General features: G+C 42.9%; 28 protein-coding genes and 1 pseudogene. 23 read left to right on the plus strand and 6 right to left on the minus strand.

Features of this window, described 5'->3' with window-relative positions:
* Window positions 1–18: 18 nt before the first annotated feature.
* The 4 genes from HMPREF1150_RS10895 to HMPREF1150_RS10880 form a co-directional block, all read right to left on the minus strand.
* On the minus strand, window positions 19–822 hold the full coding sequence (locus HMPREF1150_RS10895) for a PTS mannose/fructose/sorbose transporter subunit IIC (protein ID WP_002908109.1): 804 nt from the start codon (window positions 820–822) through the stop codon (window positions 19–21).
* A gap of 44 nt (window positions 823–866) precedes the next feature.
* Window positions 867–1,862, minus strand: coding sequence for a PTS sugar transporter subunit IIB (locus HMPREF1150_RS10890; RefSeq protein ID WP_002893577.1), 996 nt, complete (start codon window positions 1,860–1,862; stop codon window positions 867–869).
* 461 nt (window positions 1,863–2,323) lie between these two features.
* Window positions 2,324–3,343, minus strand: a complete 1,020-nt coding sequence (gene adhP / locus HMPREF1150_RS10885; protein ID WP_002901354.1) for an alcohol dehydrogenase AdhP — start codon at window positions 3,341–3,343, stop codon at window positions 2,324–2,326.
* A gap of 217 nt (window positions 3,344–3,560) precedes the next feature.
* The gene (locus HMPREF1150_RS10880) at window positions 3,561–4,373 is read right to left on the minus strand and encodes a Cof-type HAD-IIB family hydrolase (protein ID WP_002908111.1); all 813 of its coding nucleotides are present in this window, start codon (window positions 4,371–4,373) and stop codon (window positions 3,561–3,563) included.
* A 96-nt stretch (window positions 4,374–4,469) separates the two neighbouring features.
* Here HMPREF1150_RS10880 and HMPREF1150_RS10875 point away from each other — a divergent pair, with 96 nt between their 5' ends.
* The 5 genes from HMPREF1150_RS10875 (at window position 4,470) to HMPREF1150_RS10855 (ending at window position 9,006) form a co-directional block, all read left to right on the plus strand.
* Complete coding sequence (locus HMPREF1150_RS10875) at window positions 4,470–5,099, plus strand: DUF1361 domain-containing protein (RefSeq protein WP_083842606.1); 630 nt, start codon at window positions 4,470–4,472, stop codon at window positions 5,097–5,099.
* Between the two features lie 145 nt (window positions 5,100–5,244).
* Window positions 5,245–6,666, plus strand: a complete 1,422-nt coding sequence (locus HMPREF1150_RS10870; protein ID WP_009659041.1) for an NCS2 family permease — start codon at window positions 5,245–5,247, stop codon at window positions 6,664–6,666.
* Window positions 6,667–6,805: 139 nt separating this feature from the next.
* Window positions 6,806–7,246 (plus strand): tRNA (adenosine(37)-N6)-threonylcarbamoyltransferase complex ATPase subunit type 1 TsaE, encoded by a 441-nt coding sequence (gene tsaE / locus HMPREF1150_RS10865; protein WP_002896905.1) that lies wholly within the window; start codon window positions 6,806–6,808, stop codon window positions 7,244–7,246.
* Window positions 7,239–7,760 carry a GNAT family N-acetyltransferase gene (locus HMPREF1150_RS10860; RefSeq protein ID WP_009659005.1) on the plus strand — a complete coding sequence of 174 codons (522 nt, stop codon included), beginning with the start codon at window positions 7,239–7,241 and terminating at the stop codon, window positions 7,758–7,760. Before tsaE ends, HMPREF1150_RS10860 begins: the two co-directional genes overlap by 8 nt.
* A 7-nt stretch (window positions 7,761–7,767) precedes the next feature.
* On the plus strand, window positions 7,768–9,006 hold the full coding sequence (locus HMPREF1150_RS10855) for an LCP family protein (protein WP_002893568.1): 1,239 nt from the start codon (window positions 7,768–7,770) through the stop codon (window positions 9,004–9,006).
* Window positions 9,007–9,123: 117 nt separating this feature from the next.
* Here HMPREF1150_RS10855 and HMPREF1150_RS10850 read toward each other — a convergent pair whose 3' ends face one another.
* Together HMPREF1150_RS10850 and HMPREF1150_RS10845 are read right to left on the minus strand one after the other, a co-directional pair.
* Window positions 9,124–9,414, minus strand: a complete 291-nt coding sequence (locus HMPREF1150_RS10850; protein WP_009659025.1) for a hypothetical protein — start codon at window positions 9,412–9,414, stop codon at window positions 9,124–9,126.
* 9 nt (window positions 9,415–9,423) lie between these two features.
* The gene (locus tag HMPREF1150_RS10845) at window positions 9,424–9,834 is read right to left on the minus strand and encodes an HIT family protein (protein WP_002920089.1); all 411 of its coding nucleotides are present in this window, start codon (window positions 9,832–9,834) and stop codon (window positions 9,424–9,426) included.
* A 68-nt stretch (window positions 9,835–9,902) separates the two neighbouring features.
* Here HMPREF1150_RS10845 and HMPREF1150_RS10840 point away from each other — a divergent pair, with 68 nt between their 5' ends.
* The 18 genes and pseudogenes from HMPREF1150_RS10840 (at window position 9,903) to HMPREF1150_RS10755 (ending at window position 26,917) form a co-directional block, all read left to right on the plus strand.
* Window positions 9,903–10,634, plus strand: a complete 732-nt coding sequence (locus HMPREF1150_RS10840; protein WP_009659036.1) for an ABC transporter ATP-binding protein — start codon at window positions 9,903–9,905, stop codon at window positions 10,632–10,634.
* A complete protein-coding gene (locus HMPREF1150_RS10835) occupies window positions 10,631–11,677 on the plus strand; it encodes an ABC transporter permease (protein ID WP_009659034.1) in 1,047 nt (348 codons plus the stop codon). The genes HMPREF1150_RS10840 and HMPREF1150_RS10835 overlap by 4 nt, the downstream gene beginning before the upstream one ends.
* A 50-nt stretch (window positions 11,678–11,727) precedes the next feature.
* Window positions 11,728–12,522, plus strand: a complete 795-nt coding sequence (gene ccrZ, locus HMPREF1150_RS10830) for a cell cycle regulator CcrZ (RefSeq protein WP_002893562.1) — start codon at window positions 11,728–11,730, stop codon at window positions 12,520–12,522.
* Window positions 12,519–13,157, plus strand: coding sequence for a tRNA (guanosine(46)-N7)-methyltransferase TrmB (trmB, locus tag HMPREF1150_RS10825; protein ID WP_009659027.1), 639 nt, complete (start codon window positions 12,519–12,521; stop codon window positions 13,155–13,157). Before ccrZ ends, trmB begins: the two co-directional genes overlap by 4 nt.
* Before the next feature lie 198 nt (window positions 13,158–13,355).
* Window positions 13,356–13,844, plus strand: coding sequence for a ribosome maturation factor RimP (gene rimP, locus HMPREF1150_RS10820; protein ID WP_032905327.1), 489 nt, complete (start codon window positions 13,356–13,358; stop codon window positions 13,842–13,844).
* Window positions 13,845–13,903: 59 nt separating this feature from the next.
* Entirely contained in the window at window positions 13,904–15,160 is a 1,257-nt protein-coding gene (gene nusA / locus HMPREF1150_RS10815) for a transcription termination factor NusA (RefSeq protein WP_223321919.1), read from the plus strand.
* 10 nt (window positions 15,161–15,170) lie between these two features.
* Window positions 15,171–15,467, plus strand: coding sequence for an RNase P modulator RnpM (gene rnpM, locus HMPREF1150_RS10810; protein WP_002893558.1), 297 nt, complete (start codon window positions 15,171–15,173; stop codon window positions 15,465–15,467).
* Complete coding sequence (locus HMPREF1150_RS10805; protein WP_002893557.1) at window positions 15,460–15,756, plus strand: YlxQ-related RNA-binding protein; 297 nt, start codon at window positions 15,460–15,462, stop codon at window positions 15,754–15,756. Before rnpM ends, HMPREF1150_RS10805 begins: the two co-directional genes overlap by 8 nt.
* Window positions 15,757–15,775: 19 nt before the next feature.
* A complete protein-coding gene (gene infB / locus HMPREF1150_RS10800) occupies window positions 15,776–18,568 on the plus strand; it encodes a translation initiation factor IF-2 (RefSeq protein WP_009659028.1) in 2,793 nt (930 codons plus the stop codon).
* Between the two features lie 176 nt (window positions 18,569–18,744).
* Window positions 18,745–19,095: a 30S ribosome-binding factor RbfA gene (gene rbfA, locus HMPREF1150_RS10795; protein ID WP_002908125.1), complete on the plus strand. Its 351-nt coding sequence runs from the start codon at window positions 18,745–18,747 to the stop codon at window positions 19,093–19,095.
* Between the two features lie 240 nt (window positions 19,096–19,335).
* Window positions 19,336–20,487, plus strand: a complete 1,152-nt coding sequence (gene nagA, locus HMPREF1150_RS10790) for an N-acetylglucosamine-6-phosphate deacetylase (protein ID WP_032905336.1) — start codon at window positions 19,336–19,338, stop codon at window positions 20,485–20,487.
* A 158-nt stretch (window positions 20,488–20,645) separates the two neighbouring features.
* Window positions 20,646–20,840, plus strand: coding sequence for a hypothetical protein (locus HMPREF1150_RS10785; RefSeq protein ID WP_002903311.1), 195 nt, complete (start codon window positions 20,646–20,648; stop codon window positions 20,838–20,840).
* A gap of 76 nt (window positions 20,841–20,916) precedes the next feature.
* The gene (locus HMPREF1150_RS10780; RefSeq protein WP_009659033.1) at window positions 20,917–21,762 is read left to right on the plus strand and encodes an aldo/keto reductase; all 846 of its coding nucleotides are present in this window, start codon (window positions 20,917–20,919) and stop codon (window positions 21,760–21,762) included.
* A pseudogene (locus HMPREF1150_RS10775) lies at window positions 21,763–22,124 on the plus strand (acetyltransferase).
* A 530-nt stretch (window positions 22,125–22,654) separates the two neighbouring features.
* Window positions 22,655–23,812 (plus strand): toxic anion resistance protein, encoded by a 1,158-nt coding sequence (locus HMPREF1150_RS10770; protein ID WP_002908133.1) that lies wholly within the window; start codon window positions 22,655–22,657, stop codon window positions 23,810–23,812.
* A 5-nt stretch (window positions 23,813–23,817) separates the two neighbouring features.
* The gene (locus tag HMPREF1150_RS10765; protein ID WP_032905330.1) at window positions 23,818–24,507 is read left to right on the plus strand and encodes a hypothetical protein; all 690 of its coding nucleotides are present in this window, start codon (window positions 23,818–23,820) and stop codon (window positions 24,505–24,507) included.
* A 13-nt stretch (window positions 24,508–24,520) separates the two neighbouring features.
* Window positions 24,521–26,176: a VWA domain-containing protein gene (locus HMPREF1150_RS10760; protein ID WP_009659013.1), complete on the plus strand. Its 1,656-nt coding sequence runs from the start codon at window positions 24,521–24,523 to the stop codon at window positions 26,174–26,176.
* A 63-nt stretch (window positions 26,177–26,239) separates the two neighbouring features.
* On the plus strand, window positions 26,240–26,917 hold the full coding sequence (locus HMPREF1150_RS10755) for a hydrolase (RefSeq protein WP_009659035.1): 678 nt from the start codon (window positions 26,240–26,242) through the stop codon (window positions 26,915–26,917).
* The last annotated feature ends 36 nt before the right edge of the window (window positions 26,918–26,953 follow it).

The raw sequence follows: 26,953 nt of genomic DNA on the forward strand, positions 1-26,953 counted from the left end.
GATAGTGTATCTCCTTTCTTAATAATCTTCTAGGATATCACCGATTGGGTCATTAGAAGTAGTTGCTCCACCGCCACCATTTCCTCCTTTTTTAGAGAGGTTGATGTAGATAAGAGCTAAAGCTACTCCAATTGCTCCAAATGCGATTAAAGTCAGTTGACTTACAGCGGCGAGAGCAAAACCTATAGCAAAGAAAGGCCACACTTCGCGACTAGCCATCATATTAAGAACCATTGCGTAACCGACAGCCACGACCATTCCTCCACCAATTTCCATACCTTTTGATAACCATTCAGGCATTAATCCTAAGTAATGTTGAACAGTTTGAGCAGGAATAGCTAGTAGGAGGATTGCAGGGACTGCAATGCGAATACCTTGAAGAAAGAGAGCTGTGAAGTGGGCGCGTTCAACGGCTTTGAAGTTCCCTTTTTTAGCTGCAGCGTCTGCCCCGTGAACTAACCCAACTGAAATTGTACGAACAATCATAGTCAAGAAGAGTCCAGCAACACCAAGTGTTACAGCTAATCCTTGAACAACTCCAAGGCGCTCTGGAGTAAATTCACCACCTTTGATAAAGATAATTGCAGCGGCAACAGAAGCGAGGGCAGCATCAGGTGCTACAGCAGCTCCGATATTAGCCCAGCCAAGAGCAATCAGCTGGAGAGAGCCGCCCAGCATAACACCGGCAGCCAAATTACCAGTTACCAGTCCAATCAAGGTACAAGCAACCAGTGGTTGGTGGAATTGGAATTGGTCCAAGATACCTTCTAGACCAGCTAAGAAGGCAACAAAGACTACTAAAACCATAGAAATAATAGACATGTTCTAAATCCTTTCGTAAATTAATAAAAGCAAAACGTTTGATTCTACTGCACGTTGGCTTTCTTAATCAAATCAAACAAATCTTTTTTAGAGTCATTTGGTACTTTACGTACGTCGAATTCAACGCCAAGGTCACGCAGCTTTTCATAAGTAGCAACGTCTTCCTTGTCCATTGAAAGTACGTTGTTGACCATTGTTTTACCAGTTGAGTGAGCCATGGAACCAACATTAAGGGTCTTGATTGGCACACCGCCTTCAACAGCACGAAGGGCGTCTTGAGGAGTTTCAAACAGAATCAAGGCATGTGTATTGCCAAAGCGAGGGTCTTTTGAAACAGCAATCAATTTGTCGATTGGGACTACATTGGCTTTGACATTACCTGGTGCAGCCTGCTTAATCAATTCTTTACGAAGTTCATCTTGAGCTACTGAGTCAGAAGCAACGATAATACGGTCTGCTTTTGAATCTGGCGTCCAAGCTGTTGCTACCTGACCGTGTAGCAAGCGTGTGTCGATCCGGGCAAGGTTGATTTTGAGCTTGCCGTCACCGATTACAGTCCCTTCAGGGATTGCTGCTTGGGCAACTGGAGCAGCTGCAGCAGGAGCATTTGCTTCTTCAGCAGCAGGGTTCAGCTCTTCAGGCAGAGCTTTGACTCCTTCCTTGGCTTCTTTGATGATGTTAGCAACAACAGCTTCAACGCCGGCATTGGCATCCATCATCCTTTCTGTATAAGCTTGAATCAGCATAGGCAGGTTCAAGCCTGTAATGATAGCGAACTTGCGGTCTGGATTTTCACCCATGACACGGCTAGCTTGGTTGAATGGAGAGCCACTCCAAAGGTCAGCCAAGACCAACACTTCATCGTCCGCATCAAACGAAGCCACAGCGTCATTGAACTTTGCATAGAGATCATCTGGTCCTTCGTTGGGCATGAAAGTTACAACTTGTACTTTTTCCTGCTCACCGAAAATCATAGAACCTGATTGATGAATACCAGCAGCAAATTCACCGTGGCTAGCAATAATGATTCCGATACTCATTATTGACATTCCTCCTTATAAAATGTTTGACTTAAGTTTTAAGAAAACTTTAAGGCAAGTTTATTATAAAACGTTTTCATGAAAAATGCAAGCGTTTGTTCCTAAAAACGACTTTTTCTTTCAAAAATGTCAGTATTTGTTGAACACCTGATAAATATAGGTATAAGCAAACCTTAGCTATAGAAATGTTTTAATAAATTAGGAAAACAGAAAATACAACAGATTAATATATGAAAAAATGTTGAAATAATATGAAAGAGACTTTTGAAATGAAAGAAAAGAATCGTGTTTGAGAAAGTGTTTATTTATCAAAAAAGAAAGAGGAGGACCAAAGACAAAAAATCGTATCTTATGTCTTTAGTCTCCCTCTATAATGGCAAAAGTTTCTAAATAATATCAAGTCTGTCCATCATACGTTTCCAAGAGCTTGGTAAATGTTGGGACTGGCATGCTTTAAAGGATTAGTGTGTAAAGTCAAGTACCATACGTCCCTGAATGGTACCCGCTTCCATTTCGTCAAAGACATCCACTGCATCTGAAACTGGGCGTTTTTGAACGACAGGAACTACCAAACCTTCAGCGCCAAACTGGAAGGCTTCTTCCAAGTCCTTGCGTGTTCCAACGAGGGAACCGATGACTTGGATACCATCTAAAACGGTTTTGACAATGCTTAGATCCATCATTTCAGATGGTAATCCAACGGCAACTACCCGACCGCCAGCACGAACAGAGTCAACAGCTTGGTTGAAGGCAACTTTAGAAACGGCTGTTACTACTGCAGAATGCGCACCGCCAGTTTTTTCTTGGATAAGAGCAGCGACATCTTCAACTTCATGGCCGTTGATGACGATATCAGCACCTACTTCTTTGGCCAAAGCTAGCTTATCATTGTTGATATCAACAGCGACAACATGGGCATTAAAGACTTTCTTGGCATATTGAACCGCTAGGTTACCCAATCCACCTGCTCCAAAGATTACTGTCCATTGGCCTGGTTGCAGCTGGGCTTCTTTGATAGCCTTGTAGGTCGTTACACCGGCACAAGTGATAGAAGAAGCTTGAGCAGGATCCAGTCCTTCAGGAACTTTGACAGCATAATCGGCTGTTACGATACATTGCTCTGCCATCCCACCGTCAACAGAATAACCAGCATTTTTTACAGTACGGCAAAGGGTTTCGCGTCCAGTTGTACAGTATTCACAAGCGCCGCAGCCTTCAAAGAACCAAGCTACACTGACGCGGTCTCCGACTTTGAGGTTTTTTACATCTGGAGCGATTTCTTTGACAATACCGATACCTTCATGGCCAAGAACGCGACCCGGTACCTTGCCAAAGTCACCATGCGCGACGTGCAGATCAGTATGGCAGACACCGCAGTATTCAATGTCAACGAGAGCTTCCCCTGTTTCAAGAGGACGAAGTTCCTTATTTTCGATGAGTTGGACATTGGTTCCTTCTGGATTTACAACAACTGCTTTCATAAGTAGTTTCCTCCTGTTATTTAGTTTTCAATTATGTTAATTATATCACAAACTCAAACAAATGGCAAACGCTTACAATTTCAAGTAAAAGTAACCTTTAAAACTATGGTACTGCGGATAAGCTCCGATTTTTAAAGCTTTTGAGCATGATTGAGGTCGAGAGAATACAAAAAATAAAAGACAAACTCTCGAACAGAGTTTGCCTAATTGTCTACTTTTATAAAAAGAGTTTGTTTAGCTCGTGGGCGACGCCATCTTGGTCGTTAGTCAAAGACAACTGCTGGTCGGCGTATGGCAGCAGGTCAGTATTGGCATTTTTCATGGCATAGCCGGTGCCAGCAAAGGACAGCATCTCAGTATCATTTTGCTCATCGCCAAAGGCAATCAAATTTTTACGATCTACATTGAGAACATTAAGCAGGTATTGAAGGGCGAAGGCCTTATTGACCCCTTTTGGAGCACACTCGAGAATGTTGAGCGGTCCGCCCCAAGAGTTGATGGCAAGTTCATGCTGGTAAAAAGCATTCATTTCCTCTGCCAGAGCATATTTATCAGCTGCTCGCGTCTGCAGGAGAATGGCGTTAGGATTCTCCGTTACCAAGTTGGCTTGAAACTGATTTTCAGGCTTAAAAGCATCGATGCCAAATAGCTTGGGATCAGCAATTTCTTCATTGGGATTGGTGATGTAGAACTTATTGCGGTATTCGCCGGCAATGAAATCCGCTTCAATCTCATCCCTACGCTTAACCATATCCAGCAGAAAGGACTTGTCCAGCGTCAGCGATTTTTCAAAGTCCCATTTCTTTTCTGGAATGTGAGTCAAAGAGCCATTGAAGTTGATCATGGGCGTATTGAGCTCTAATTCTTTATAATATTTCAAAGCCATTCGGTAGGGCCGTCCTGTTGTGATAATGACCTTGTGGCCCTTTTGGGAAATTTTTTTGATAGTTTCTTTAGTGAAGTCCGACAGATTGCTGTTAGAATCCAGCAAGGTGCCGTCCAAGTCCACAGCGATTACTTTTTTTGTCATGTGAGTCTCTTTTCAGTGATAATACAGACTATTATAACAGAATTCAGTGTAAATAACACGACTTATGTTATAATGGTGCTCTAATCAGTCACAATTATGACACACCAAGGAGGAGCTTTTCGTATGCGTAAACCGATCATGATTCATGCTCTTTTTCTGATAATTGCCTTTTTTATCTATATCCAATCTCTAAATGGCGGTCCGACCTATCTCATTTGGAATATGACCTTGGCCTTAATCAGCTATGATGTAGCTGTCTTGACACTTTTATTCAAGAAACAGAAATGGATCTATCCTCTTCTTTTCCTCTTGTGGTTGCTTTTCTTCCCCAACACTTTCTATATGATTACAGATTTGATTCACATGACTTGGGTGGCAGATGTTCTGAGTAAGCCAAGTGTTTTCATGCTCTTTTTAGCTTTTGTTTCCAGTATTTTATTCGCGATTTTCTGTGGGATGGAGAGCTGGTATGTCATCAAGGAAGGCTGGAAGCTTAACTGGTATTTGGACTTGTTGCTGACGGCAGCTCTGTCGGCTGTGTCCAGTCTGGCTATCTACATAGGACGTTATGATCGCCTCAATAGCTGGGATTTATTGCTTCATCCTCAGATGGTTCTACAGAAGCTCTTGCAAACTTTGCAGCCTGATCGACTGCCTTTCATTCTTGGTTTTACTTTTTTGCAGTTTATGAGTTTGGTATTTCTGATGAGAGATAATAAAAAATAAGAAAAGCGAGACATTCATCTTGAAAAAGTGAATGTTTTTTATTATAATTTAAAATATCGTTCGCAAATAAACAGATTTAAATCTGTTTTTCTTTGTTATTGAACTAGATATTAGAAATTTTACTCAAAAGGAGATTTGTTGAAAAATGGATAAATTTTTCAAACTGACCGAAAAAGGGACAGATGTCCGGACAGAAGTTTTGGCGGGTCTGACGACTTTCTTTGCCATGTCCTACATTTTATTTGTCAATCCGGCTATGTTGGCTCAGACAGGTATGCCTAAGCAGGGTGTTTTCCTAGCTACGATTATCGGGGCTGTTGCCGGAACCTTGATGATGGCCTTCTTTGCCAACCTGCCTTACGCGCAGGCACCGGGCATGGGTCTGAATGCCTTTTTCACTTTTACGGTCGTTTTTGCCTTGGGCTACACTTGGCAGGAAGCCTTGGCTATGGTCTTTATCTGCGGGATTATTTCGCTCATTATCACTCTGACCAAGGTGCGTAAGATGATCATCGAGTCAATTCCTGGCTCCTTGCGAGCAGCTATTTCAGCAGGAATCGGGGTCTTTCTGGCCTATGTAGGTATTAAAAATGCTGGCTTGCTCAAGTTTTCAATCGATCCGGGCAATTATACAGTAGCTGGCAAGGGAGCAGATAAGGCTGCAGCGGCTATTACGGCTAATTCAGGAGCAACTCCTGGTCTGGTAGACTTTAACAATCCAGCGGTCCTCGTAGCCTTGGTCGGTTTGGCCATCACAATCTTCTTTATCGTGAAAAACATCAAGGGTGGTGTTATCCTATCCATCCTAGTCACGACAGTTGTGGCTATTCTGGTTGGCCTGGTTGATTTGTCAGCCATTGACTTTGGGCAGAATAATATTGGCACTGCTGTTAGTGAATTGGGACAGATTTTTGGGGTGGCCGTAGGTCCGAAAGGTCTGGGTGCCCTCTTAGCAGATTCGGCTCGCTGGCCCCAGACATGTATGGCCATTCTGGCTTTTTCATTGACAGATATTTTTGATACCATTGGTACCTTGATTGGTACAGGTGAAAAGGTCGGGATTGTGGCGACTTCTGGGGAAAACCATGAATCAGAAGGTTTGGATAAGGCGCTTTACTCGGATCTCATCGGAACCTCTATTGGCGCCATTGCTGGAACTTCTAATGTGACGACTTATGTGGAGTCTGCAGCTGGTATCGGAGCTGGAGGCCGAACAGGTCTGACAGCCTTGGTCGTAGCCATCTGCTTTGCGGTGTCAAGCTTCTTTAGCCCACTCTTGGCTATTGTTCCTAATGCTGCAACTGCACCGATTCTCATTATCGTGGGGATTATGATGCTGGCCAGTCTGAAAAATATCCATTGGGATGATATGGCGGAGGCCATTCCAGCTTTCTTTACTTCTATTTTCATGGGATTTGCCTATTCTATCACTCACGGGATAGCAGCTGGATTTATCACCTACACTTTGGTTAAAGTTTTCAAAGGTCAAGCCAAGGATGTGCATTCTATGATTTGGATTTTGGATCTTCTCTTTATTTTAAATTTTGTAAATCTGGCTTTAAATTAGGTCTAAACATTGCTGGATTTCCTTGTGTCTAGTGAAGTTTGGATAGCTTATATTTTCAGTATAAAAAATCAGCTTTTTCTAGCTGATTTTTCTTTTGCAAAATTAAGCAGAAAAAAATTTTTTCTGGTATAATAAGAGAATGTTTAGTCATAATGAGGAAGAATTAATCCAGTGGGGTCAGCGCCTGGGCAAATTGCTTCAGGCAGGGGACGTACTGGTTTTAACGGGAGATTTAGGGGCAGGGAAGACAACCTTTACTAAGGGTCTGGCTCTAGGTTTGGGCATCAGTCAGATGATTAAAAGCCCAACCTATACCATTGTTCGGGAATACGAGGGGCGTTTGCCGCTCTATCATCTGGATGTCTACCGCATCGGAGACGATCCAGATTCCATTGATTTGGATGACTTTCTCTTTGGGGAGGGTGTGACGGTCATTGAATGGGGGGAGCTGCTGGGAGAAAATCTACCTGAAGACTATCTCAAATTAAGCCTCTTGAAAAAGGAAGACGGGCGTGAATTGGTTTTTGAAGCCCAAGGAACACGAGCCCAAGAGCTGCTTGAGGGACTGCAGAATGACTGAATATGAATTATGCTTGCGTGAAGCGGAAAAAACAGATGCTGCTGAGCTGATTGCCTTCCTCAATCAGGTCGGGTCTGAGTCAGATTATATGACGCTGGATGAAGCTGGAATTTTGATGAATCAAGAGGAGATGTCTTCATTCATTGAGCATCAGGCTGCTTCCAGTAATCAGTTTTATCTGTTGGCGCTTTTAAATGGTGAGATTGCTGGCCTTGTCAGCATCACAGCTGATTTCCATGAGCGAATTCGCCATATTGGTCAAGTCTTTGTCGTGGTGAAGAAGGCTTTCTGGAACCAAGGGCTGGGACGCATATTGCTGGAAGAGGCACTGACTTGGGCAGAAGATTCTCAAGTTATTAGACGTTTGGAATTGAGCGTTCAGGTTAGAAATGAACGAGCAGTTCACCTCTATAAAGATTTAGGATTTGAAATTGAAGGCTTACAAAAAAGAGGAGCCTATTTAAAAGAAGGGATATTTCTTGATGTTTACCTGATGGGTAAGTTGATAGACTAAAAAAGATATGTTTAAAAAGATTATAATGATGTTTCTCAGTCTCCTTGTCGTAACGACAGCTGGTATCGGTACTTATGCATGGACGATTTATGGTCAGTCAACAGATGAACTGTCCAAGACTTATAAGGGCTTGGGAAATGAGACGGATGTCATTTCTGCGACTAAGCCCATGACCATCTTGCTGATGGGAGTGGATACAGGGAGCGGCTCCCGCGAGGATACTTGGGTTGGGAACAGCGATACCATGATTCTCCTGAGTGTCAATCCCAAGACCAAGAAAACAGTCATGATGAGTTTGGAACGTGATATTTTGACTCAGATTGATGAAAACGGTCAAACAGTTGAAGCCAAGCTGAATGCCGCCTATGCGACAGGCGGAGCAGAGTTAGCCATTTCGACTATTGAGGGCTTGATGAATATCCACATCGACCGCTATGTGATGATTAATATGCAGGGCTTGGTTCAGCTAGTAGACGCAGTAGGTGGTATTGAGGTTAATAATACCTTTGACTTCCCAATTTCTATTGAGGATAATGAGCCTGAGTATACTGCTAAGGTTGAGCCTGGCAAGCAAACTATCAATGGTGATCAGGCGCTGGTCTATGCTCGCATGCGCTATCAGGATCCAGAGGGTGACTATGGCCGCCAGAAGCGTCAACGTGAAGTAATTAAGAAAGTGGTTGAAAAAGTTCTCAGTCTCAACAGTGTCAGCCATTATCAGGCTATTTTAAAAGCTGTCAGCAGCAATATGCAGACCAATATCGCACTTGATTCAAAAAGCATTCCACAATTGCTAGGCTATCAGGATGCCTTTAAGAACATCAAGTCTGAGCAGCTGCGTGGAGAAGATGCGACCTTGCCTGATGGTGGAAGCTATCAGCTGGTGACGTCAGAGCATCTGCTGAGCATGCAGAATCTAATCCGCAAGTCTCTGGGCTTGGACACAGTTAAGAGTCTGAAGACCAATGCTGTTCTCTATGAAGATATTATGGGCGGCAACAGTCTAAGAAGCAGCAATAGCAGTAGTACATCTAGTAGTACAGAAAGCTATAGCAGTTACCAGAATTCTTATAGTCAGCCTACTTATAATAATGGTTATGAGAATTATTCTTATCCGACGACAGATACAACAGTTGGAACTACGAATACGACTCCGGTTGCTCCAGCAGCTTCCTCTGCTCCAGCGGCAGATGTCAGTGTCAGCACCCCACAAAGTCAGCCAGTAGTCAATGCGACTACAGAGTAAAAAGTTAAATATAAAAAGAGGCCGGGGCAAAATGTCTCGGTCTCTTTTGGTAATGACAAGAAGTTCTTGACGCGGTGCCGGATTTGAGTTTTTGTTTCCCTATCATCCATCTTTTCTCTATTGAGACTCGTACTTTTCCCAGATGTCTTTGACTTGCTGGATCTGCACTTGAGCTTGGTTTTCAAGGACTTTATATTTATAAGTAAGATCTTGAGCGATGACTTTGACTTGCTCTTTTTGCTCTTGAATGATGGCAATATTTCGTTGGATATTGGCTAGGCTTTCCTTTACTTTGTCTAGACTATCTGTTGTTTCAATGATTTCTTCTTGAATTTTTTGTCGGTTTTCAACCAGTTTGTAACTGGCTGCTGCGGCACCAATAAATAGGAAAATATTTGAAAGTTTCATAGTCCCTCCTTAAGCTTGTGCAATCTTCTCAGCTAATTCGGCCAGAGCTGGAAAATCTGGTTCGTGGGCTGCGAAAGTAATTTTGAGATCATCTGCATCACTGTAGCGTGGTGCCAAATGCACATGGGTATGAAAGACAGTCTGTCCAGCAATTTCTTCGTTGTTGTTGATGATATTCATACCAGCTGCACCTGTGGCTTTCATCACCTTACGGGCAATGTCAGGTACGCGAGCAAAGAGCTGACTGGTGTTGTCGGCATCCATATCCAGCACATTTCGGAAATGCTCTTTAGGGACTACCAAGGTGTGACCTGGTGTTACCTGGGAAATATCCAGAAAAGCAAGGACTTTCTCGTCTTCGTAGACTTTAGAAGAAGGGATTTCTCCGGCAATAATTTTACAAAAAATACAATCAGCCATAAATGGTACCTCTATTCGCTAGATTTTGTTATAATATAAGAACCATTATACCAGAATTCGGAGAAAATATGTTAGAAATCAAAGAGCTTACGGGCGGCTATGTTAATATCCCGGTTTTAAAGGATGTCAGCTTTGAAGTGGGCAACGGCCAGCTGGTTGGTCTGATTGGTCTCAACGGCGCGGGTAAGTCCACTACTATCAATGAGATTATTGGTCTTCTGACGCCTTATAAGGGGCAGATTCAGATTGATGGACTGGAGCTGCGGACCAATCCCAGCGATTACCGCAAGAAAATCGGTTTTATTCCGGAAACACCTAGTCTCTACGAAGAATTGACCCTGCGCGAGCACATTGAGACAGTAGCTATGGCATACGACATTGAGCAGGAAACAGCTTTTGCGCGCGTGGATAAGCTATTGGAAATGTTCCGACTCAAGGAAAAATTGGATTGGTTTCCTGTTCACTTTTCAAAAGGGATGAAGCAAAAAGTGATGATTATCTGTGCTTTTGTAGTTGATCCCAGCCTTTTTATCGTAGATGAGCCTTTTCTGGGTTTGGATCCGGTAGCTATTGCAGACCTTATCCAACTCTTAGATGAGGAAAAGAAGAAGGGCAAGTCGATACTGATGAGCACCCATGTTCTGGACTCTGCCGAGAAGATGTGCGATAGTTTTGTAATCTTGCATAAGGGTCAAGTGCGGGCCAAGGGTAGCTTGACTGAGTTGCGGGCCCAATTTCAAATGCCGGATGCTAGTCTGAATGACATCTATCTAGCCCTGACAGAAGAGGCAGCGCTATGAAAGAATTATTTGCTAAACGAAAGCAGGATTTTCGTCTGCAGTGTCTGAAATACCTGCGCTATGTTTTTAATGATCATTTTGTGCTCTTTCTGCTGATTTTTATGGGATTTTTAGGCGTTCAGTACAGTCAGCTTTTGCGGCATTTTCCGACCAATCACCTACCCATTATTACTACTCTAGTTATTCTATCGCTCTTTATCCTGCCTTTTGGACGGATTGCGACCTATCTGGAAAAGCCGGATGCTCTTTTTCTCTTGGTCAGAGAAGCAGAAGTCAGGGCTTTTATCAAGGTTCAGATTCTGCGTTCCTATCTCTTGTACGCAGTTTTACAGACTGGGCTATTGCTACTGTTAGCCCCGCTTTTTCTGGCTCTGGGATTGCCTGTTTGGGGCTTCGGGCTCTACTGTCTCCTTATGCTAGTCTTGAAATGGTTTTTGTTTCAGGCTAAGGCCAAGAAGTTCTTTGCTGAAAATGGCCTAGATTGGCAGGCTCTGGTAGCTTATGAAGCAGCCCGAAAGCAGACGATTCTGCGATTTTTTGCTCTCTTTACCAATGTTAAAGGCATTTCAAACAGTGTCAAGCGCCGGACTTATCTGGATGGTTTGACGAGGCTTGTGGGCAAGCAGCATAGCAAGACCTGGCAGAATCTCTTTTTGCGCTCTTACTTGCGAAATGGAGACTTCTTTGCTCTGACCTTAAGACTGCTCTTTTTGGCTCTTTTGGCCTTGGTTTTTGTCAGTCAAGCTTGGATTGCTGCAGCTTTTGCGGTCTTGTTCAATTACCTCTTACTCTTCCAGCTGACGGCCCTGTATGAAGCTTTTGACTATCAGTTTTTGACCCAGCTTTTTCCGATAGAAATTGGGGAAAAGCTGAAAGGAGCAAGACAAATTATCACATCTATTGGCAGCAGTGTTCTCTTGACTGAAGTGCTGACTGCTCTGCTCTTTTTCCAAGACAAGACAGCAGTGCTGGCCATGCTGGGAGCAACTGCCCTGCTCTATCTGTTCTATCTGCCGTTTAAGTTACGGAGATTGGTTGACTAAAAGAGGTAAAACTAGTAAAATGATAAAGAAACTTTTTACGGAGGGGAAACATGGACTTGGTTGATAACGAGCTGACCCTGACACCGATAGCTGGTAAGAGCGGAAAGGCCTATATGGGGACTTATCCGGACGGGGGGCGCGTTTTCGTCAAGATGAATACAACCCCTATCTTAGCAGGCTTAGCTCGAGAACAAATCGCACCGCAGCTTTTGTGGAGCCGCCGGATGCCGGACGGCAACGTAATGAGCGGGCAGGAGTGGCTTTCAGGCACTATTCTGACCCCAAATGATATGTCCAAAAAGCAGGTAATCAATATTTTGACACGGCTGCATCGCTCGCGCCCATTGATGACACAGCTGACCAAGCTGGGCTATACACTGGAAACGCCAACTGATTTGCTGAATGCTTGGCTCAATCAAGTGCCGCTTGCTTTGAGAAATAATCAATATCTGCAATCAGTTATCCGCGACCTGCGCCAGACAGTACCGGCCTTTCGTGAGGATTATGCGACCATCGTTCACGGAGATGTGCGCCACAGCAACTGGGTAGAGACCGACAGCGGGCTTATTTACTTGGTGGATTGGGATTCTGTGCGTCTGACAGACAGGATGATGGATGTAGCTCATATTTTGAGCCATTATGTGCCTGATTCAGGCTGGCAAGAGTGGCTGAGTGCTTATGGCTATAAGTATAATCAGACTGTTTTCAATAAGCTATACTGGTTTGGACAGTATTCTTATCTGATGCAGATTGCTAAATACTATGAAAACAATGATTTAGAAAATGTGAACCGGGAGATTTACGCATTACGAAACTTCCGTTCCAAATACGGAAGAGGACAATGAGAGTAAGGAATCGTAAGGGAGCGACGGAACTGCTAGAGGCGCATCCCCAGTATGTGATTTTGAATCCGGCAGACGCCAAGGGCAGATGGCAGGAGATTTTTGGCAACGACCATCCCATTCATGTAGAGGTTGGCAGTGGCAAAGGAGCTTTTGTGTCCGGTATGGCCAAGGCCAATCCTGAGATCAACTACATCGGGATTGATATCCAGAAATCGATCCTCAGCTATGCCTTGGACAAGGTGCTAGCAACGGATGTGCCCAATATCAAGCTTCTCTGGGTGGACGGTTCGGATCTGACTGATTATTTTGAAGAGGACGAGATTGACCGCCTTTATCTGAACTTCTCAGATCCTTGGCCCAAGAAACGCCATGAAAAGCGCCGTCTGACTTATCAGTCCTTTCTGGCGACCTATCAGCAGATTCTGCCAGAAAATGGAGAAATCCACTTCAAAACGGACAACCGCGGTCTTTTTGAATATAGCTTAGTTAGCTTTTCACAGTATGGTATGAAGTTAAAGGGCGTGTGGTTAGATTTGCATGCCAGCGACTTCGAGGATAATGTCCTGACTGAGTATGAGCAGAAATTTGCTAACAAGGGACAAGTCATCTATCGGGTGGAAGCAGCGTTTGAATAAGAAAGAGTCTTCGGGGAAATACTCCTTGAAGACTTTTTATTGGGAAAGAATTTTACTTTAAAAAAAGAGTATTTTAAATGGCATTCTGTCTTTAAAAGCTTGCACAGCATATTTCCCTTGCATTCTGGGACTTGTCGTGCTATAATACTAGTAATGAATAAGGAAAGAGAGGCGAGGAAGTATCTTCGCCTCTTATCTGTGAGGAGGTGTCGTCATATCGCAACGATTGTTGAATTGGTGAGGGAGGTTATTGAACCAGCCATTCTGGCCCCCTATGAATTAGTCGATATTGAGTACGGAAAGATGGGCGGAGACTACGTTCTCAGTGTCTTTGTAGATAAGCCTGAAGGTATTACGGTCAATGATACAGCGGATTTGACGGATATTATCAGTCCGCTCTTGGATCAAATCAAGCCAGATCCTTTCCCAGAACAGTATTTTCTGGAAGTGACCAGTCCGGGCTTGGAGCGCCCGCTCAAGACCAGGGAACAGCTAGCCGATGCAGTCGGCAGTTATATCCATGTCAGTCTCTATAAGGCTGTTGACAAGCAGAAAGTCTTTGAAGGCACCTTGCTGAGCTTTGAAGAGGATGTTCTGCACATGGAATATCTGGACAAGACTCGCAGAAAAGAAGTCGAAATTCCCTACAGTCTGGTTTCCAAAGCCAGATTAGCCGTTAAGTTTTAGCCGCAGAAGCAATATAGAAAAGAAAGGAACACTTTTGTTTCGGCAAAAGTTACATGAAAATGAGTAAAGAAATGCTAGAGGCCTTCCGCATTTTGGAAGAAGACAAAGGAATCAAGAAAGAAGATATCATTGACGCGGTGACTGAGTCACTCCGCTCAGCCTATCGTCGTCGCTATGGTCAGGCAGACAGCGCAGCTATTGAGTTTGACGAAAAGTCAGGAGATTTCCGTGTCTATACTGTTCGCGAAGTCGTGGACGAGGTCTTTGACAGCCGTTTGGAAATCAGTCTCAAAGATGCCCTGGCTATTAGTTCAGCCTATGAGTTGGGAGACAAGATCAAGTTTGAAGAAGCGCCAGCTGAATTTGGCCGTGTCGCTGCTCAGTCAGCCAAGCAAACCATCATGGAAAAGATGCGCAAGCAGACCCGAGCAATTACCTACAATACCTATAAAGAGCATGAAAATGAAATCATGTCAGGAACTGTGGAGCGCTTTGACAATCGCTTTATCTATGTCAATCTTGGCAGCATTGAAGCGCAGTTATCGAAACAAGACCAGATTCCTGGTGAGGTTTTTGCCTCTCATGACCGCATCGAAGTCTTTGTCTACAAGGTAGAAGACAATCCTCGCGGTGTCAATGTCTTTGTCAGTCGCAGCCATCCAGAAATGATCAAGCGCTTGATGGAGCAAGAAATCCCAGAAGTCTATGACGGAACTGTGGAAATCATGAGCGTGTCACGGGAAGCAGGCGATCGGACCAAGGTAGCGGTTCGCAGCCACAACCCTAATGTGGATGCCATCGGAACAATCGTCGGACGCGGTGGAGCCAATATCAAGAAAATTACGAGCAAGTTCCATCCTGCCAAATACGATCCGAAGAGTGGCCGTATGGTGCCGACTGAAGAAAATATCGACGTCATCGAGTGGGTAGCAGATCCAGCTGAATTTATCTACAACGCTATTGCTCCTGCAGAGGTTGACCAAGTTATCTTTAACCAAGAAGATAACAAGCGGGCTTTGGTTGTTGTACCGGACAACAAGCTTTCTCTGGCTATCGGCCGTCGCGGACAGAACGTACGCTTGGCAGCTCATTTGACAGGCTTTAGAATCGATATCAAGTCTGCCACAGAGTTTGAAGAAATGGAAGCAGCCAATGAACTGGGTGGATTTGCTCAGGAAGCAGAAGAAATTCTTGCGGATGCAGATGTCCTAGAGACAGAAGTTTCAGCAGCAGAAGCAACAGACTTTGACGCAGCTGCAGAGGAAACTGTACTAGAAACAGCTGGTATAGAAAGCGAAGCTGAAGAACTAGATTAAGGGGGCTGGAATGGCAAAAACAAGAAAAATCCCTTTAAGAAAATCAGTGGTGTCCAACGAAGTGATTGACAAGCGTGATTTGCTGCGGATTGTCAAGAACAAGGAAGGTCAAGTCTTTATCGATCCGACAGGAAAGGCCAACGGCCGTGGAGCCTATATCAAGCTGGACAATCAAGAAGCTCTTCAAGCTAAGAAGAAGCGGGTCTTTAACCGCAGCTTCAGTATGGAAGTGGATGAGGCTTTCTATGATGAGTTAATCGCTTATGTCGATCATAAGGTCAAAAGAAGAGAGTTAGGTCTTGAATAAAGAGAAACTTGCAAATTTGCTGGGACTGGCTCAGCGGGCTGGCCGCATCATTTCTGGTGAGGAGCTGACCGTCAAAGCTATCCAGGAGGGAAAAGCACATCTGGTCTTTTTGGCCCAGGATGCAGCTCCTAATCTCAGCAAGAAAATCACTGATAAAAGTCGTTACTACCAAGTAGAAGTATCAACCGTGTTTTCAACACTGGAATTAAGCTCTGCCATTGGCAAGGCCAGAAAAGTGCTCGCCGTGACAGATGCTGGTTTTACAAAGAAAATGAGGTCTCTTATGTAATAGAAGAGGAGGACAAGATTTGTCTAAAGTAAGATTGTATGAAATCGCCAAAGAACTGGGAAAAGAAAGCAAGGAGGTAGTGGCTCGTGCGAAGGAGCTGGGATTGGATGTCAAAAGTCATTCATCCAGCGTAGAAGCTGACGCTGGTGAGCGAATCAAGTCCAGCTTCAAGAAAGCAGCCGCACCTCAAGCTACTGCAGAAAAGCCTGCAGCAGCTCAGCCATCACCGCAAAAAAGTCCTGCCAAAGAGGCGGCACCAGTCAAGGCAGAACAGACAGAAGCAAAAGCAGCAGCTCAGTCAGAAGCGAAAGCAGAAACGGTAGCGCCAGTCAAGCGCCCGCAAAGCCGGAACTTTAAGGCAGAGCGTGAAGCGAGAGCCAAAGAAGAGGCAGAGCGTCGTAAGCAGCAAGGCAACCGCAAGCCACAAAATAAAGAGCAAGGCAAGCGTGAGGACCGCGATAATCGAAATAAGAATCGCGGAAACCGCAACGACCGAGATAGAGGCAATCGTCCAAATGACCGTCGTGATAATCGTGGTCAAGATGGCCGCCGCAATGGTCAGAATCATCAAGGATTTAACGGTCAAAACCGCCAACAGCCTCAAGGACCGAAGATTGACTTTAAGGCTCGGGCAGCAGCTTTGAAAGCAGAGCAGAATGCTGAATACGCTCGCTCCAGCGAGGACCGCTTTAAGCAAGCTCAGGAAGCAAAAGAAGTTATGGAACGGCAAAACCGCCGCAAGGAGCAGCCTAAGGCAGAAGCAAGTGCACCAGTTCAGCCTGCACCAGCTCCATCTGCTCCGGCAGCGAATCCAAACCCAGCGCCAGCTGCTGTGGATACGCGTCGTAAGAAGCAAGCTCGACCAGATAAGAAGCGCGATGATTTTGATCGCGAAGAAGAAGGTCCAAGAAAACAACAAAAGAATCGAAGCAGTCAAAATCAAGTGAGAAATCAAAGAAATAGTAATTGGAATAAAAACAAGAAAAATAAAAAAGGAAAGGGCAACTACAATCAGGCGCCAAAACCTGTTACAGAACGTAAGTTCCATGAGTTGCCGACCGAATTTGAATATACAGACGGAATGACCGTTGCAGAAATTGCAAAACGGATCAAGCGCGAGCCAGCTGAAATTGTTAAGAAGCTCTTTATGATGGGCGTGATGGCAACGCAAAACCAATCTCTTGACGGCGATACTATTGAGCTCCTCATGGTGGACTACGGTATCGAAGCTAAGAAGAAGGTGGAAGTTGACACAGCTGACATTGAGCGCTTCTTCGTAGAAGAAGGTTATATCAACCAAGATGCCTTGGTAGAGCGTCCACCAGTTGTAACCATCATGGGACACGTTGACCATGGTAAAACAACCCTCTTGGATACCTTGCGTAACTCTCGCGTAGCTACAGGCGAAGCAGGTGGTATCACTCAGCACATCGGTGCTTACCAGATTGAGGAAAGCGGCAAGAAGATTACTTTCTTGGATACGCCAGGACACGCGGCCTTTACTTCTATGCGGGCCCGCGGTGCCTCTGTTACGGATATCACTATCCTGGTCGTAGCGGCTGATGACGGTGTTATGCCGCAAACGATTGAAGCTATCAACCACTCCAAGGCGGCTGATGTCCCAATCATCGTAGCTATCAACAAGATCGATAAGCCAGGAGCGAATCCTGAGCGCGTGATTGGTGAATTGGCTGAGCATGGTGTCATGTCAACAGCTTGGGGCGGAGATTCTGAATTTGTTGAAATCTCAGCGAAATTCAATCAAAATATCGACAGCTTGCTGGAAACAGTCCTCTTGGTGGCTGAAATCCAAGAACTCAAGGCAGATCCGACTGTTCGAGCGATTGGTACAGTTATCGAGGCCCGTCTGGATAAAGGAAAAGGTGCTGTCGCAACCCTTCTGGTTCAGCAGGGAACTCTGAATGTGCAGGATCCAATCGTTGTTGGAAATACTTTCGGTCGGGTTCGGGCTATGACTAATGACCTGGGCCGTCGTGTTAAGGTGGCAGGACCATCTACACCGGTTTCTATCACTGGTCTCAATGAAACTCCGATGGCTGGTGACCACTTTGCGGTCTATGAAGATGAAAAAGCTGCGCGTGCAGCAGGTGAAGAACGTGCCAAACGTGCCCTTCTCAAACAGCGCCAAGCTACTCATCGCGTCAGTCTGGAAAATCTCTTTGATACCCTCAAAGCTGGTGAAGTTAAGTCTGTCAATGTTATCATCAAGGCTGATGTACAAGGTTCTGTAGAAGCCCTGTCTGCTTCCCTGCAGAAGATTGAAGTGGAAGGCGTTAAGATTACCATCGTCCACTCAGCAGTTGGTGCTATCAATGAATCTGACGTGACACTGGCAGAAGCTTCAAATGCCTTCATCATCGGATTTAACGTGCGTCCTACATCTCAAGCTCGCCAGCAGGCAGAAGCTGATGATGTCGAAATCCGTCTCCACAGCATTATCTACAAGGTTATCGAAGAAATGGAAGATGCTATGAAGGGAATGCTGGACCCAGAATACGAAGAAAAGATCATTGGGGAAGCTCTTATCCGCGAGACCTTCAAGGTTTCCAAGGTTGGTACTATCGGTGGATTTATGGTTATCAACGGTAAAGTTACCCGTGATTCCAAGGTTCGCGTTATCCGTGACGGCGTCGTGATTTACGATGGGGAGCTTGCCAGCCTCAAGCACTTCAAGGATGATGTTAAGGAAGTTACTAACGGCCGCGAAGGTGGACTCATGATTGATGGCTACAATGACATCCAAGTAGATGACACGATTGAAGCCTACATCATGGAAGAAATTAAGAAATAAGATAAGAAGTCCGTTAAAAACTCGCAGTGAAAATCATTGTTGGTGGAAGTTGATACTTCTAGTTCCACATCTTTTTCACAAAGAGTTTAGATCAAATTTCATTCATTAAAACTAAAATATAAGCTAGGCTAGGCCTAGCTTATATTGCAGAAGAGAAAAATTAGAAAGGAAATCTCATGGCAAATAATTTTCGTACAGACCGTGTAGGCATGGAAATCAAGCGCGAAGTCAATGAAATCTTGCAGAAGAAAGTTCGTGACCCGAGGGTGCAGGGAGTGACCATTACCGATGTCCAAATGCTGGGCGACCTATCCATGGCCAAGGTCTACTACACGATTATGAGCAATCTGGCCTCTGATAATCAAAAAGCTCAAACCGGTCTGGAAAAAGCGACTGGTACCATCAAACGAGAGCTGGGTCACAATCTGAAGATGTACAAGATTCCAGATTTGATCTTTGTCAAGGACGAATCCATTGAGTATGGCAATAAAATCGACCAGATGCTGCGTGATTTAGAGAAAAAATAAAGCAGAAACTCAGCTATCATGGCTGGGTTTTCTGTTTTTTTAATTTAATATAACAATTTTTTGCAAAAATAGGTATATACCATTTACAAATAAAAAAGAAAGAGTTATAATATAGTTAAGAAAACTCAGAGATTCAAAAGCGGGAGTTAGAAAGCAGCTATAGAAAGATGCTAGCTCTATCACAGAATTCCGCTTTGAATGGCAGAGAATACAGAAGTCAAGAAAAAGGGAGGCAGTCTTATGCCTACATATATCAAAGCAGATCAATTTTTCTATCCTCAGGGAATCCGTCAGGGCGGTTATTTAGAGCTGATTGACGGCAAATTTGGCAAGCTGGTGCAGTCTGTTCCGCAGGATGCAGAAGTCATAGACTACAGTGGCTACTCGATTGCACCAGGTCTGGTGGACACTCATATTCACGGCTTTGGCGGTGTTGATGTCATGGACAATAACATCGAAGGAACTCTTCATACCATGAGTGAGGGTCTCTTGACTACCGGTGTGACCAGCTTTTTACCAACAACCCTGACTTCGTCCTATGAGCGGCTCTTAGCAGTAACTGAAAATATCGGTGCTCGCTATCAAGAAGCCAGTGGGGCAAAGATTCGCGGTCTCTATTTTGAAGGGCCTTACTTCACCGAGAAGTATAAAGGCGCTCAAAATCCGGCCTATATGAAAGATCCTAGCATGGATGAGTTTCGTGCTTGGCAGAAGGCCGCAAATGGCTTGCTCAATAAGATTGCTCTCGCACCAGAGCGTGAAGGCGTAGAGGAATTTGTCCGTACGCTGACTGATGAAAGTGTGACCGTTGCTCTGGGGCATTCTAACGCAACCTATGATGAAGCCAAAACTGCGGTCGAAGCAGGTGCCAGTGTCTGGGTGCATGCATACAATGGTATGAGGGGCTTGACCCACCGGGAGCTGGGCATGGTTGGTGCCATGTATGAGTTGCCTCACACCTATGCGGAACTGATTTGTGACGGCCACCATGTGGATCCTAAGGCCTGTGACATCTTGCTCAAGCAGAAGGGACATGAAAATATTGCCCTCATTACTGACTGTATGACCGCAGGAGGTCTTGAAGATGGGGACTACATGTTGGGAGAATTTCCAGTGGTTGTGGCGGAAGGAACCGCTCGGCTCAAGTCAACGGGCAATCTAGCTGGTTCTATCCTCAAACTTAAGGATGGATTGAAAAATGTGGTCAAATGGGGCATTGCCAATCCTCATCAGGCGGTCATGATGGCTAGCCTGATTCCGGCAAAATCCGTCCATATTGATGATGTCTGCGGACAGATCAAGGAAGGCTACGATGCTGACTTTATCGTTTTAGATAAAGATTTAGAGCTGGTAGCTACTTATCTTGATGGTCAAGAACGATTCCATGTATGAGAACCGCAGGTATTTTAAATTAGTCTCCTTATATTTTTCAGAAAGAGCAGGGAAACCTGTTCTTTTTGATTGGCGGACAACTTGATAACCTTCGCCTAGATTTGAATTGCTTTCTTAGGCGTGATATAATGAGACTATAATGTAAACAGGAGTAGGCTATGAAACGAATTGATGCGAAATTTCTGATAATGGGACTTGTTTTGCTGCTGGCGGGACTAATCTTTGGACGAATCTTAATCCTTGTCGCAGGAGTAGCTTTCATTATCTATAGCTTTTTCAGTAAAGGTATGGAGCCGACTAAGGAAAATATCTTTAAACCCAAGCCAATACTGAAGAAAAAGGAAAAAAAGTGAGCAGTTCTGCTCTTGTGAACACTATAGCAGCTGCCTTGCTGGAGGCATTAGATGGAACTTATAAAGGAGACATGAGATGAGAGAATATCTTTTGAACAATGGTGTTGGCATTCCGGTGCTGGGCTTCGGTACTTGGAAGGCTCAGGATGGCCAAGAAGCCTATCAAGCAACATTAGCCGCTCTTAAGGCAGGCTATCGGCATATTGATACGGCAGCTATCTATAAGAACGAAGAGAGTGTCGGACGGGCAATCAAGGATAGCGGCATTCCGCGGGAGGAGCTCTTCATCACGACCAAGCTCTGGAATGACATTCATACTTATGAGGAGGCTCAAGAGGCCTTTGCTGCCTCAATGGAGCGGTTGGGACTGGACTATCTGGACCTCTACCTCATTCACTGGCCGAATCCCAAACCCCTGAGGGAAAACGATGCTTGGAAAAAGCGCAATGCCGAAGTCTGGCGGGCTATGGAAGATCTTTATAATCTCGGAAAGATTCGAACGATTGGCGTCAGCAATTTCCTGCCTCATCACTTAGAAGCCTTGCTTGAAACAGCTCGCATGACTCCTGCTGTCAATCAAATCCGCCTGGCTCCAGGTGTCTATCAGACAGAGGCGGTGAACTTCTGCCGTGAGCATGAGATTTTACTGGAAGCTTGGGGACCATTTGGCCAAGGTGAGCTCTTCCAAAATCCAGCCGTACAGGCTGTGGCAGACAAGTATGGCAAGACCATTGCCCAAGTCGCTCTAGCTTGGAGCTTGCAGGAAGGCTTCCTGCCCCTGCCTAAGTCGGTCACTCCGAGCCGGATTGCCAGCAATCTGGACTGCTTTGGCATCGAGCTAGATGCTGCTGACTTGGAAGTGCTTAAAAATGTCAGCGGTTTGGCCGGTGGCGCACCAAATCCGGACGGGATGGATTTTTAGGTGAAAATCCGATTCTATCGAAGTTCAGATAGAGAAGCCTTGAAGAACATCAAATCGTAACCTTTCTGATCTTGGATGCTAGAGAAAAGAAGTTTACTTATGGCGGTCAGCCAGATAGCCTGCTCCTTCGTAGCTTTTCAACGGATGAAGCCTTTCGGATGCGAGGATACGGTAGTCAGACGCTGAAGCTCTTGCCTGATTTCATAAGAGAGCATTTGCCCATGTATAAAAGCATTATCTTAGGCGTCAATGAGAGAAATCAAGTCGCTTCCTATCTCTACCGAGAGACCGGCTTTAGCAAAAAGCCCCAGCGTATATTAGGACCAGCCGGCTGGCAGGAAGTGTATGAATTAAAAATCTAAAGCTATCCCCAGTTGGAAAAGAGCTGGGGATTTTTAGTTTATTAGCTAAAAAGAAATGACATAATAAATTAACTTTCGGCTACTTGTTTTAAGAGATATCAGTTAATCGATTTTAGCTTCCAAAAATTCTGCTAAATTATCCAAACATGAGTTTGAAATCTGAGAATTAAAATCTAAGTTTACCATCCTCCAAATAAGCCAACGAATAGCTTGATACTAATATTGCTCAAAGTTCCTAATTGTGTTAAAATTAAAATACGATTTGATTAAAGAGCCATTGCAATACAATTTATATTGTACTTGAGTGGATAGTTTGTTTTATATGTGAAATTCATTAGCATCTATTCTAGCAAGAGAGTTATCTCGATTTAGTGCTGTTATTGCAGTTTGGAAAAATCAAATTAAAAAACTGAAGATAAAGTAGTTAGATATGTGATTGCTTAGCTTAAAGAAGTAATTACTAATAAAATAATTTTTATCTTAAGCAAGTTTTATTTTGTTATAAACTAGGAAGGTTTGGTTTAATACATATGGCAGGATTTACAGTTGGTGATACAACAGTTGGCTCACCATTAATCACCCCTGAAATTGAAAAACAATTTAAGGAGGAAGAAAAACTAATCTCTGAAGTTACAGAAGAAACTTTTGAGCCTATTGAAAGAACTGATGAACAAAATGCGGCTGTAGAACAAGTTAAAAATGCCATCGTACTAAGTGATGAAGATCTTATTCTATCATACGGAACTCAAGAGTCTAATAGTTTGATGACACTGACAAACAAGACTTTATCGCATGTCAAGGCTTCAGATGTTGGTGACATTGGAGGACTTTTATCTAGCTTAGCTACACAATTAACTGTTTCTGAAGAGGATGCTCCAAAAGGTATTTTTGGGATCTTTAAGAAAGCTAAGGATCATATCAAGACTTTGCAAATTCGATATGAGTCTGCTAAAGAAAATATTGACCGAGTAGTTGCAACCCTTGAAAATAACCAGCTGACTTTAATTAAAAACAATAAAGACTTAGAACAGATGAAAGAAGGTAATAGAGAAAATTTCCAAAGATTGTCTGTCTATGTGGATGCTGGTAAATTAAAGATTCAAGAAGCTTATCAGTCTGAGTTGCCAGCTTTGGAAGAAAAGGCGAAAAGTGGTGACCAAACAAGTATTAATGAACTTACTGAATATAAAAACTCCTTAAATCTGTTTGAAAAACAAATCCATGACTTAGATGCGCAAATGTCTCTATCACAAGCGATGGCTATTCAGTTGGAAACATTGACCAATACTAACCGAGGTCTAATCCAAAAGATTAATCGTAGCAAAACGATTATGATTCCAGCTTGGAATATGTACATGATGGCTGCGTTTTATAATACCCAAACAGAAAAAGCTTTACAAGCAGATCAATACGTAACAGATGCTACAAACCAATTATTAAAAGATGTTACAAAGAGTTTGCACCAAACAAGTAAGCGTAGTGCAGAACAAAGTGAGCGTGCAGCGATTGATATTACAACCTTGGAGTCAATGACATCTGATATTGTTAATTCTTTGAAAGATATTGATGCGGCACAAGCCAAAGGACGAGAATATCGTGAAAGAGCGTCGCTTCGTATCGGTGAATTACGTGAAGAATTGAAAACACAGCTTGTAACAACAATCAATCAGACTGATGTGAATGGGTAGAAGTTATGATAAATAAATTTATTATAAAGCATGGTTTAGTAACTAGCGGATTAACCTTATTAACCATCATTCTGTTTAAATTAGTAATATTTAATAAGGATGATATTATTGTTGATTCAGGTATTGGAACTTTTAAAATGATAAATGTTGGTGCATACATCGCCTTGGGGCTGACCATTTTGTATGCAGTCTTTGTGATCAAGAGTTATGTTGCAAGCAAAAACAAAGAATTGCAACTCGTTGCTTTTGAAGAAGAACAACGAAAAGATCCATTGTACGATGAAGCGTCAATGATTGAAAAATTAACGGATATTCAAGGAACAATAGAAAATCCTGAATACATTGACTATGCAAAACGTATTTTAAAACAACTACTTGATGCCAAAGCATTATCTGATGATTTCGCTGAGATTGTTGAGAATAACGACCAACCGATTATTCAAAATATTGCTAAGGAATTAATTTCTATTCGCGTTCGTATTCTACAAGATGCCAAAAGCATTTATCGTCGATTAATTATTGCGAAAGATGCTGAAAATATTGAAGCTAAATTAATTCATAATAATAAGTTGCTTGATGATGCAGATAGTTTAATTGTTGAAGCGATTAACTATATTGATGTGAAAACATCAACAAGTGAAATTGATCTGAAGAACTTGACAGAATCACTCAAAGAGCTTATTAAACTTATTTAGAAGGAGTTTATTTATGAAACTTAAAAAAACCTCTCTGTTTCTTGCGCTTGGTGCTAGTTTATTTTTAACTGCTTGTTCTGGTGATGGACCTATCAATTCCAAACTATCAGAAAAAGATGCTAAAACGGAAGTCGAAGCTTACTATAAGAAAATCGATCCCAAGATTGCAGAGTTGAAAAAAGATATTTCAAATACTTCCTTGCAGGAAAATGAAGAATTGCCAGATATTGATGCAACTTATCCTTATACCGTGAAAGGTGGTGGAGAAATCAATGCTGAAATCTTTGTTAGTTCCGAAAAAGCAGGTAGCGGCAAAGATGGTATTTTGAATGAAATTGCTGAAAGTTTTAATAACCAGCACCAAACGATTGATGGGAAAACAGTCAGCGTATCGATTCGTTCTATCCCTTCAGGAACATCAGTCGATTATATTGCAAGTAAAAATCATGTGCCAGATGGCTATACTCCATCAAATCAACAATGGAATTATATTTTAAATGCACGTGGAACAGCTACCACTCAGATTTCAGAACGGTTATTCGGTAACACCAGTGGACTCTTAATGAAAAAAAATGTCTATGATGAGATTAAGAAAGCCTATGGTGACGTGACTGTTGAAAACTTAGCCAAAGCTGTGAAAGACGGGAAATTGCTAGGCTATACAAATCCTTACACCTCATCAACAGGTTTGAGTTTGTTATCGCAATTACTGTTTACCTTTGATAAAGAAAATCCAATTAGTGACAAAGCTAAAACAGAGTTCCAACAATTTCAAAATAACATTCCATCTACATTTGTAACGACAACTCAGTTGCGCGAAGCAGCAAAAAATGGTAGCGCTGATATTCTGTCTATTTCATATCAAACTTATATCAATACTCCGGAATTCAGTGATTATGAATATGTTCCTTTTGGTATTCGTCAGGATTCACCGCTTTATGCAACAACAAATGATGCTACTAAACAAGAAGTATTGAAGAAATTCTCTAGCTATATTCTTGAAGGAAATAATCAATCAAAAGCGACATCATATGGTTTTAATAAACTGGATGATTATAGTTTTGAAGAACAAACGACTGACGGAAATCTGCTGATGTCCATGCAGAACCTTTGGAAAAAGAATAAGAATAATAGCCAACCTATTGTCGGTGTATTTGTAACAGATGTATCTGGCTCTATGGATGGTGAGCCGATGAACAATTTGAAGAAGTCATTGCTAAATTCCCTGCAATATATCAATGAAGAAAATCAAATAGGTCTAGTTTCATATAGTGATGATGTGACTATTAATGTTCCGATTGACACTATGAATAGCACGCAAAAATCATACTTCACATCTGCCATTAAAGGATTGACGCCATCTGGTGGAACAGCCACTTATGATGGAACGCTTGTAGCGGTGAAGATGATTTTGGATAAAATGAAAGAAAATCCAGGTGCTAGACCTGTTATCTTTGTTCTATCAGACGGTCAGACTAATGGCGGCTATGAATTTGAACGAGTTGAACCCATTATTAAAGCTTTAGGTATTACGGTTAATACCATTGGTTACAATGCAGATTTGAAAGAATTAACCAAGCTGTCTAAAATTAATGAATCTGTTTCTATTGATGCATCAAATGATGATGTTATATATAAATTAAAAGAATTGTTTAATGCTGAATTTTAATAAATTCAGCTTTAAATTTGAGTGTTAGATTATTATTAAATAAAGGATTAGTGTAAAAAAATAATGACAAGTAATAAAAAAATTCCAGTTGTAACCAGCCCCTTGCGTGATTCTATTATTGCAATGCCATCTTGTATCAAGGAGGCGTCAGGGATCATAATCTATGGGAAACGTATTAAATCAATTGTCTATTCCCTAGATGTTTCTCTTATTGCCAATACGAATGCAGATGCTATTCTATGTGTGTACCCCTTTACACCAAATACCCAGATTTTAAATGCAGTTTCACTAGTTGCGAAGGCTCCGATTTTAGTTGGTGTTGGAGGTGGTTTGACTAGTGGTGATCGTTCAGCTCGACTAGCCTCTCACGCAGAAGAAAACAATGCTGGGGGAATTGTACTCAATGGACCAGTTGACATTGAAACAACAAAAGCTGTCCGGACCTATGTCGATATCCCCCTGATTTATACAGTAATTGATAAATCTCGACCGCTGGGACCTTACCTTGAGGCTGGTGTGAATATTTTCAATGTCAGCGGCGGAAAAGATACGGTTGAATTAGTAAAATGGGTAAGAGAACAATACCCAGATGTTCCTATTATTGCTTCTGGTGGTAAAACAGAAGAAAATATCTTAGACACCATTGCAGCTGGTGCCAATGCAATTACCTATACTGCTTATGGAATGATGGAACGGTACTTCCATAAGAAAATGGAAATTTATCGTAGTGATAGTGAATAACATTTCAGGATTAATAAGCCCTAAAATTACTAGTCA

This window comes from Streptococcus sp. AS14 (genome assembly GCF_000286495.1).
Lineage (GTDB): Bacteria > Bacillota > Bacilli > Lactobacillales > Streptococcaceae > Streptococcus > Streptococcus sanguinis_P.

Bases quoted from the DNA above. Each gene is read 5' to 3' on its own strand.
- HMPREF1150_RS10890 (WP_002893577.1), bottom strand. From the start codon at position 1,862: ATGAGTATCGGAATCATTATTGCTAGCCACGGTGAATTTGCTGCTGGT.
- HMPREF1150_RS10780 (WP_009659033.1), top strand. From the start codon at position 20,917: ATGAGAGAATATCTTTTGAACAATGGTGTTGGCATTCCGGTGCTGGGC.
- HMPREF1150_RS10895 (WP_002908109.1), bottom strand. From the start codon at position 822: ATGTCTATTATTTCTATGGTTTTAGTAGTCTTTGTTGCCTTCTTAGCT.
- HMPREF1150_RS10785 (WP_002903311.1), top strand. From the start codon at position 20,646: ATGAAACGAATTGATGCGAAATTTCTGATAATGGGACTTGTTTTGCTG.
- rnpM (WP_002893558.1), top strand. From the start codon at position 15,171: ATGGCAAAAACAAGAAAAATCCCTTTAAGAAAATCAGTGGTGTCCAAC.
- HMPREF1150_RS10875 (WP_083842606.1), top strand. From the start codon at position 4,470: ATGACACACCAAGGAGGAGCTTTTCGTATGCGTAAACCGATCATGATT.
- HMPREF1150_RS10845 (WP_002920089.1), bottom strand. From the start codon at position 9,834: ATGGCTGATTGTATTTTTTGTAAAATTATTGCCGGAGAAATCCCTTCT.
- trmB (WP_009659027.1), top strand. From the start codon at position 12,519: ATGAGAGTAAGGAATCGTAAGGGAGCGACGGAACTGCTAGAGGCGCAT.
- HMPREF1150_RS10855 (WP_002893568.1), top strand. From the start codon at position 7,768: ATGTTTAAAAAGATTATAATGATGTTTCTCAGTCTCCTTGTCGTAACG.
- HMPREF1150_RS10870 (WP_009659041.1), top strand. From the start codon at position 5,245: ATGGATAAATTTTTCAAACTGACCGAAAAAGGGACAGATGTCCGGACA.
- ccrZ (WP_002893562.1), top strand. From the start codon at position 11,728: ATGGACTTGGTTGATAACGAGCTGACCCTGACACCGATAGCTGGTAAG.
- HMPREF1150_RS10860 (WP_009659005.1), top strand. From the start codon at position 7,239: ATGACTGAATATGAATTATGCTTGCGTGAAGCGGAAAAAACAGATGCT.
- HMPREF1150_RS10770 (WP_002908133.1), top strand. From the start codon at position 22,655: ATGGCAGGATTTACAGTTGGTGATACAACAGTTGGCTCACCATTAATC.
- nagA (WP_032905336.1), top strand. From the start codon at position 19,336: ATGCCTACATATATCAAAGCAGATCAATTTTTCTATCCTCAGGGAATC.
- adhP (WP_002901354.1), bottom strand. From the start codon at position 3,343: ATGAAAGCAGTTGTTGTAAATCCAGAAGGAACCAATGTCCAACTCATC.
- HMPREF1150_RS10850 (WP_009659025.1), bottom strand. From the start codon at position 9,414: ATGAAACTTTCAAATATTTTCCTATTTATTGGTGCCGCAGCAGCCAGT.
- HMPREF1150_RS10835 (WP_009659034.1), top strand. From the start codon at position 10,631: ATGAAAGAATTATTTGCTAAACGAAAGCAGGATTTTCGTCTGCAGTGT.
- HMPREF1150_RS10755 (WP_009659035.1), top strand. From the start codon at position 26,240: ATGACAAGTAATAAAAAAATTCCAGTTGTAACCAGCCCCTTGCGTGAT.
- tsaE (WP_002896905.1), top strand. From the start codon at position 6,806: ATGTTTAGTCATAATGAGGAAGAATTAATCCAGTGGGGTCAGCGCCTG.
- nusA (WP_223321919.1), top strand. From the start codon at position 13,904: ATGAGTAAAGAAATGCTAGAGGCCTTCCGCATTTTGGAAGAAGACAAA.
- HMPREF1150_RS10765 (WP_032905330.1), top strand. From the start codon at position 23,818: ATGATAAATAAATTTATTATAAAGCATGGTTTAGTAACTAGCGGATTA.
- HMPREF1150_RS10840 (WP_009659036.1), top strand. From the start codon at position 9,903: ATGTTAGAAATCAAAGAGCTTACGGGCGGCTATGTTAATATCCCGGTT.
- rbfA (WP_002908125.1), top strand. From the start codon at position 18,745: ATGGCAAATAATTTTCGTACAGACCGTGTAGGCATGGAAATCAAGCGC.
- HMPREF1150_RS10760 (WP_009659013.1), top strand. From the start codon at position 24,521: ATGAAACTTAAAAAAACCTCTCTGTTTCTTGCGCTTGGTGCTAGTTTA.
- HMPREF1150_RS10880 (WP_002908111.1), bottom strand. From the start codon at position 4,373: ATGACAAAAAAAGTAATCGCTGTGGACTTGGACGGCACCTTGCTGGAT.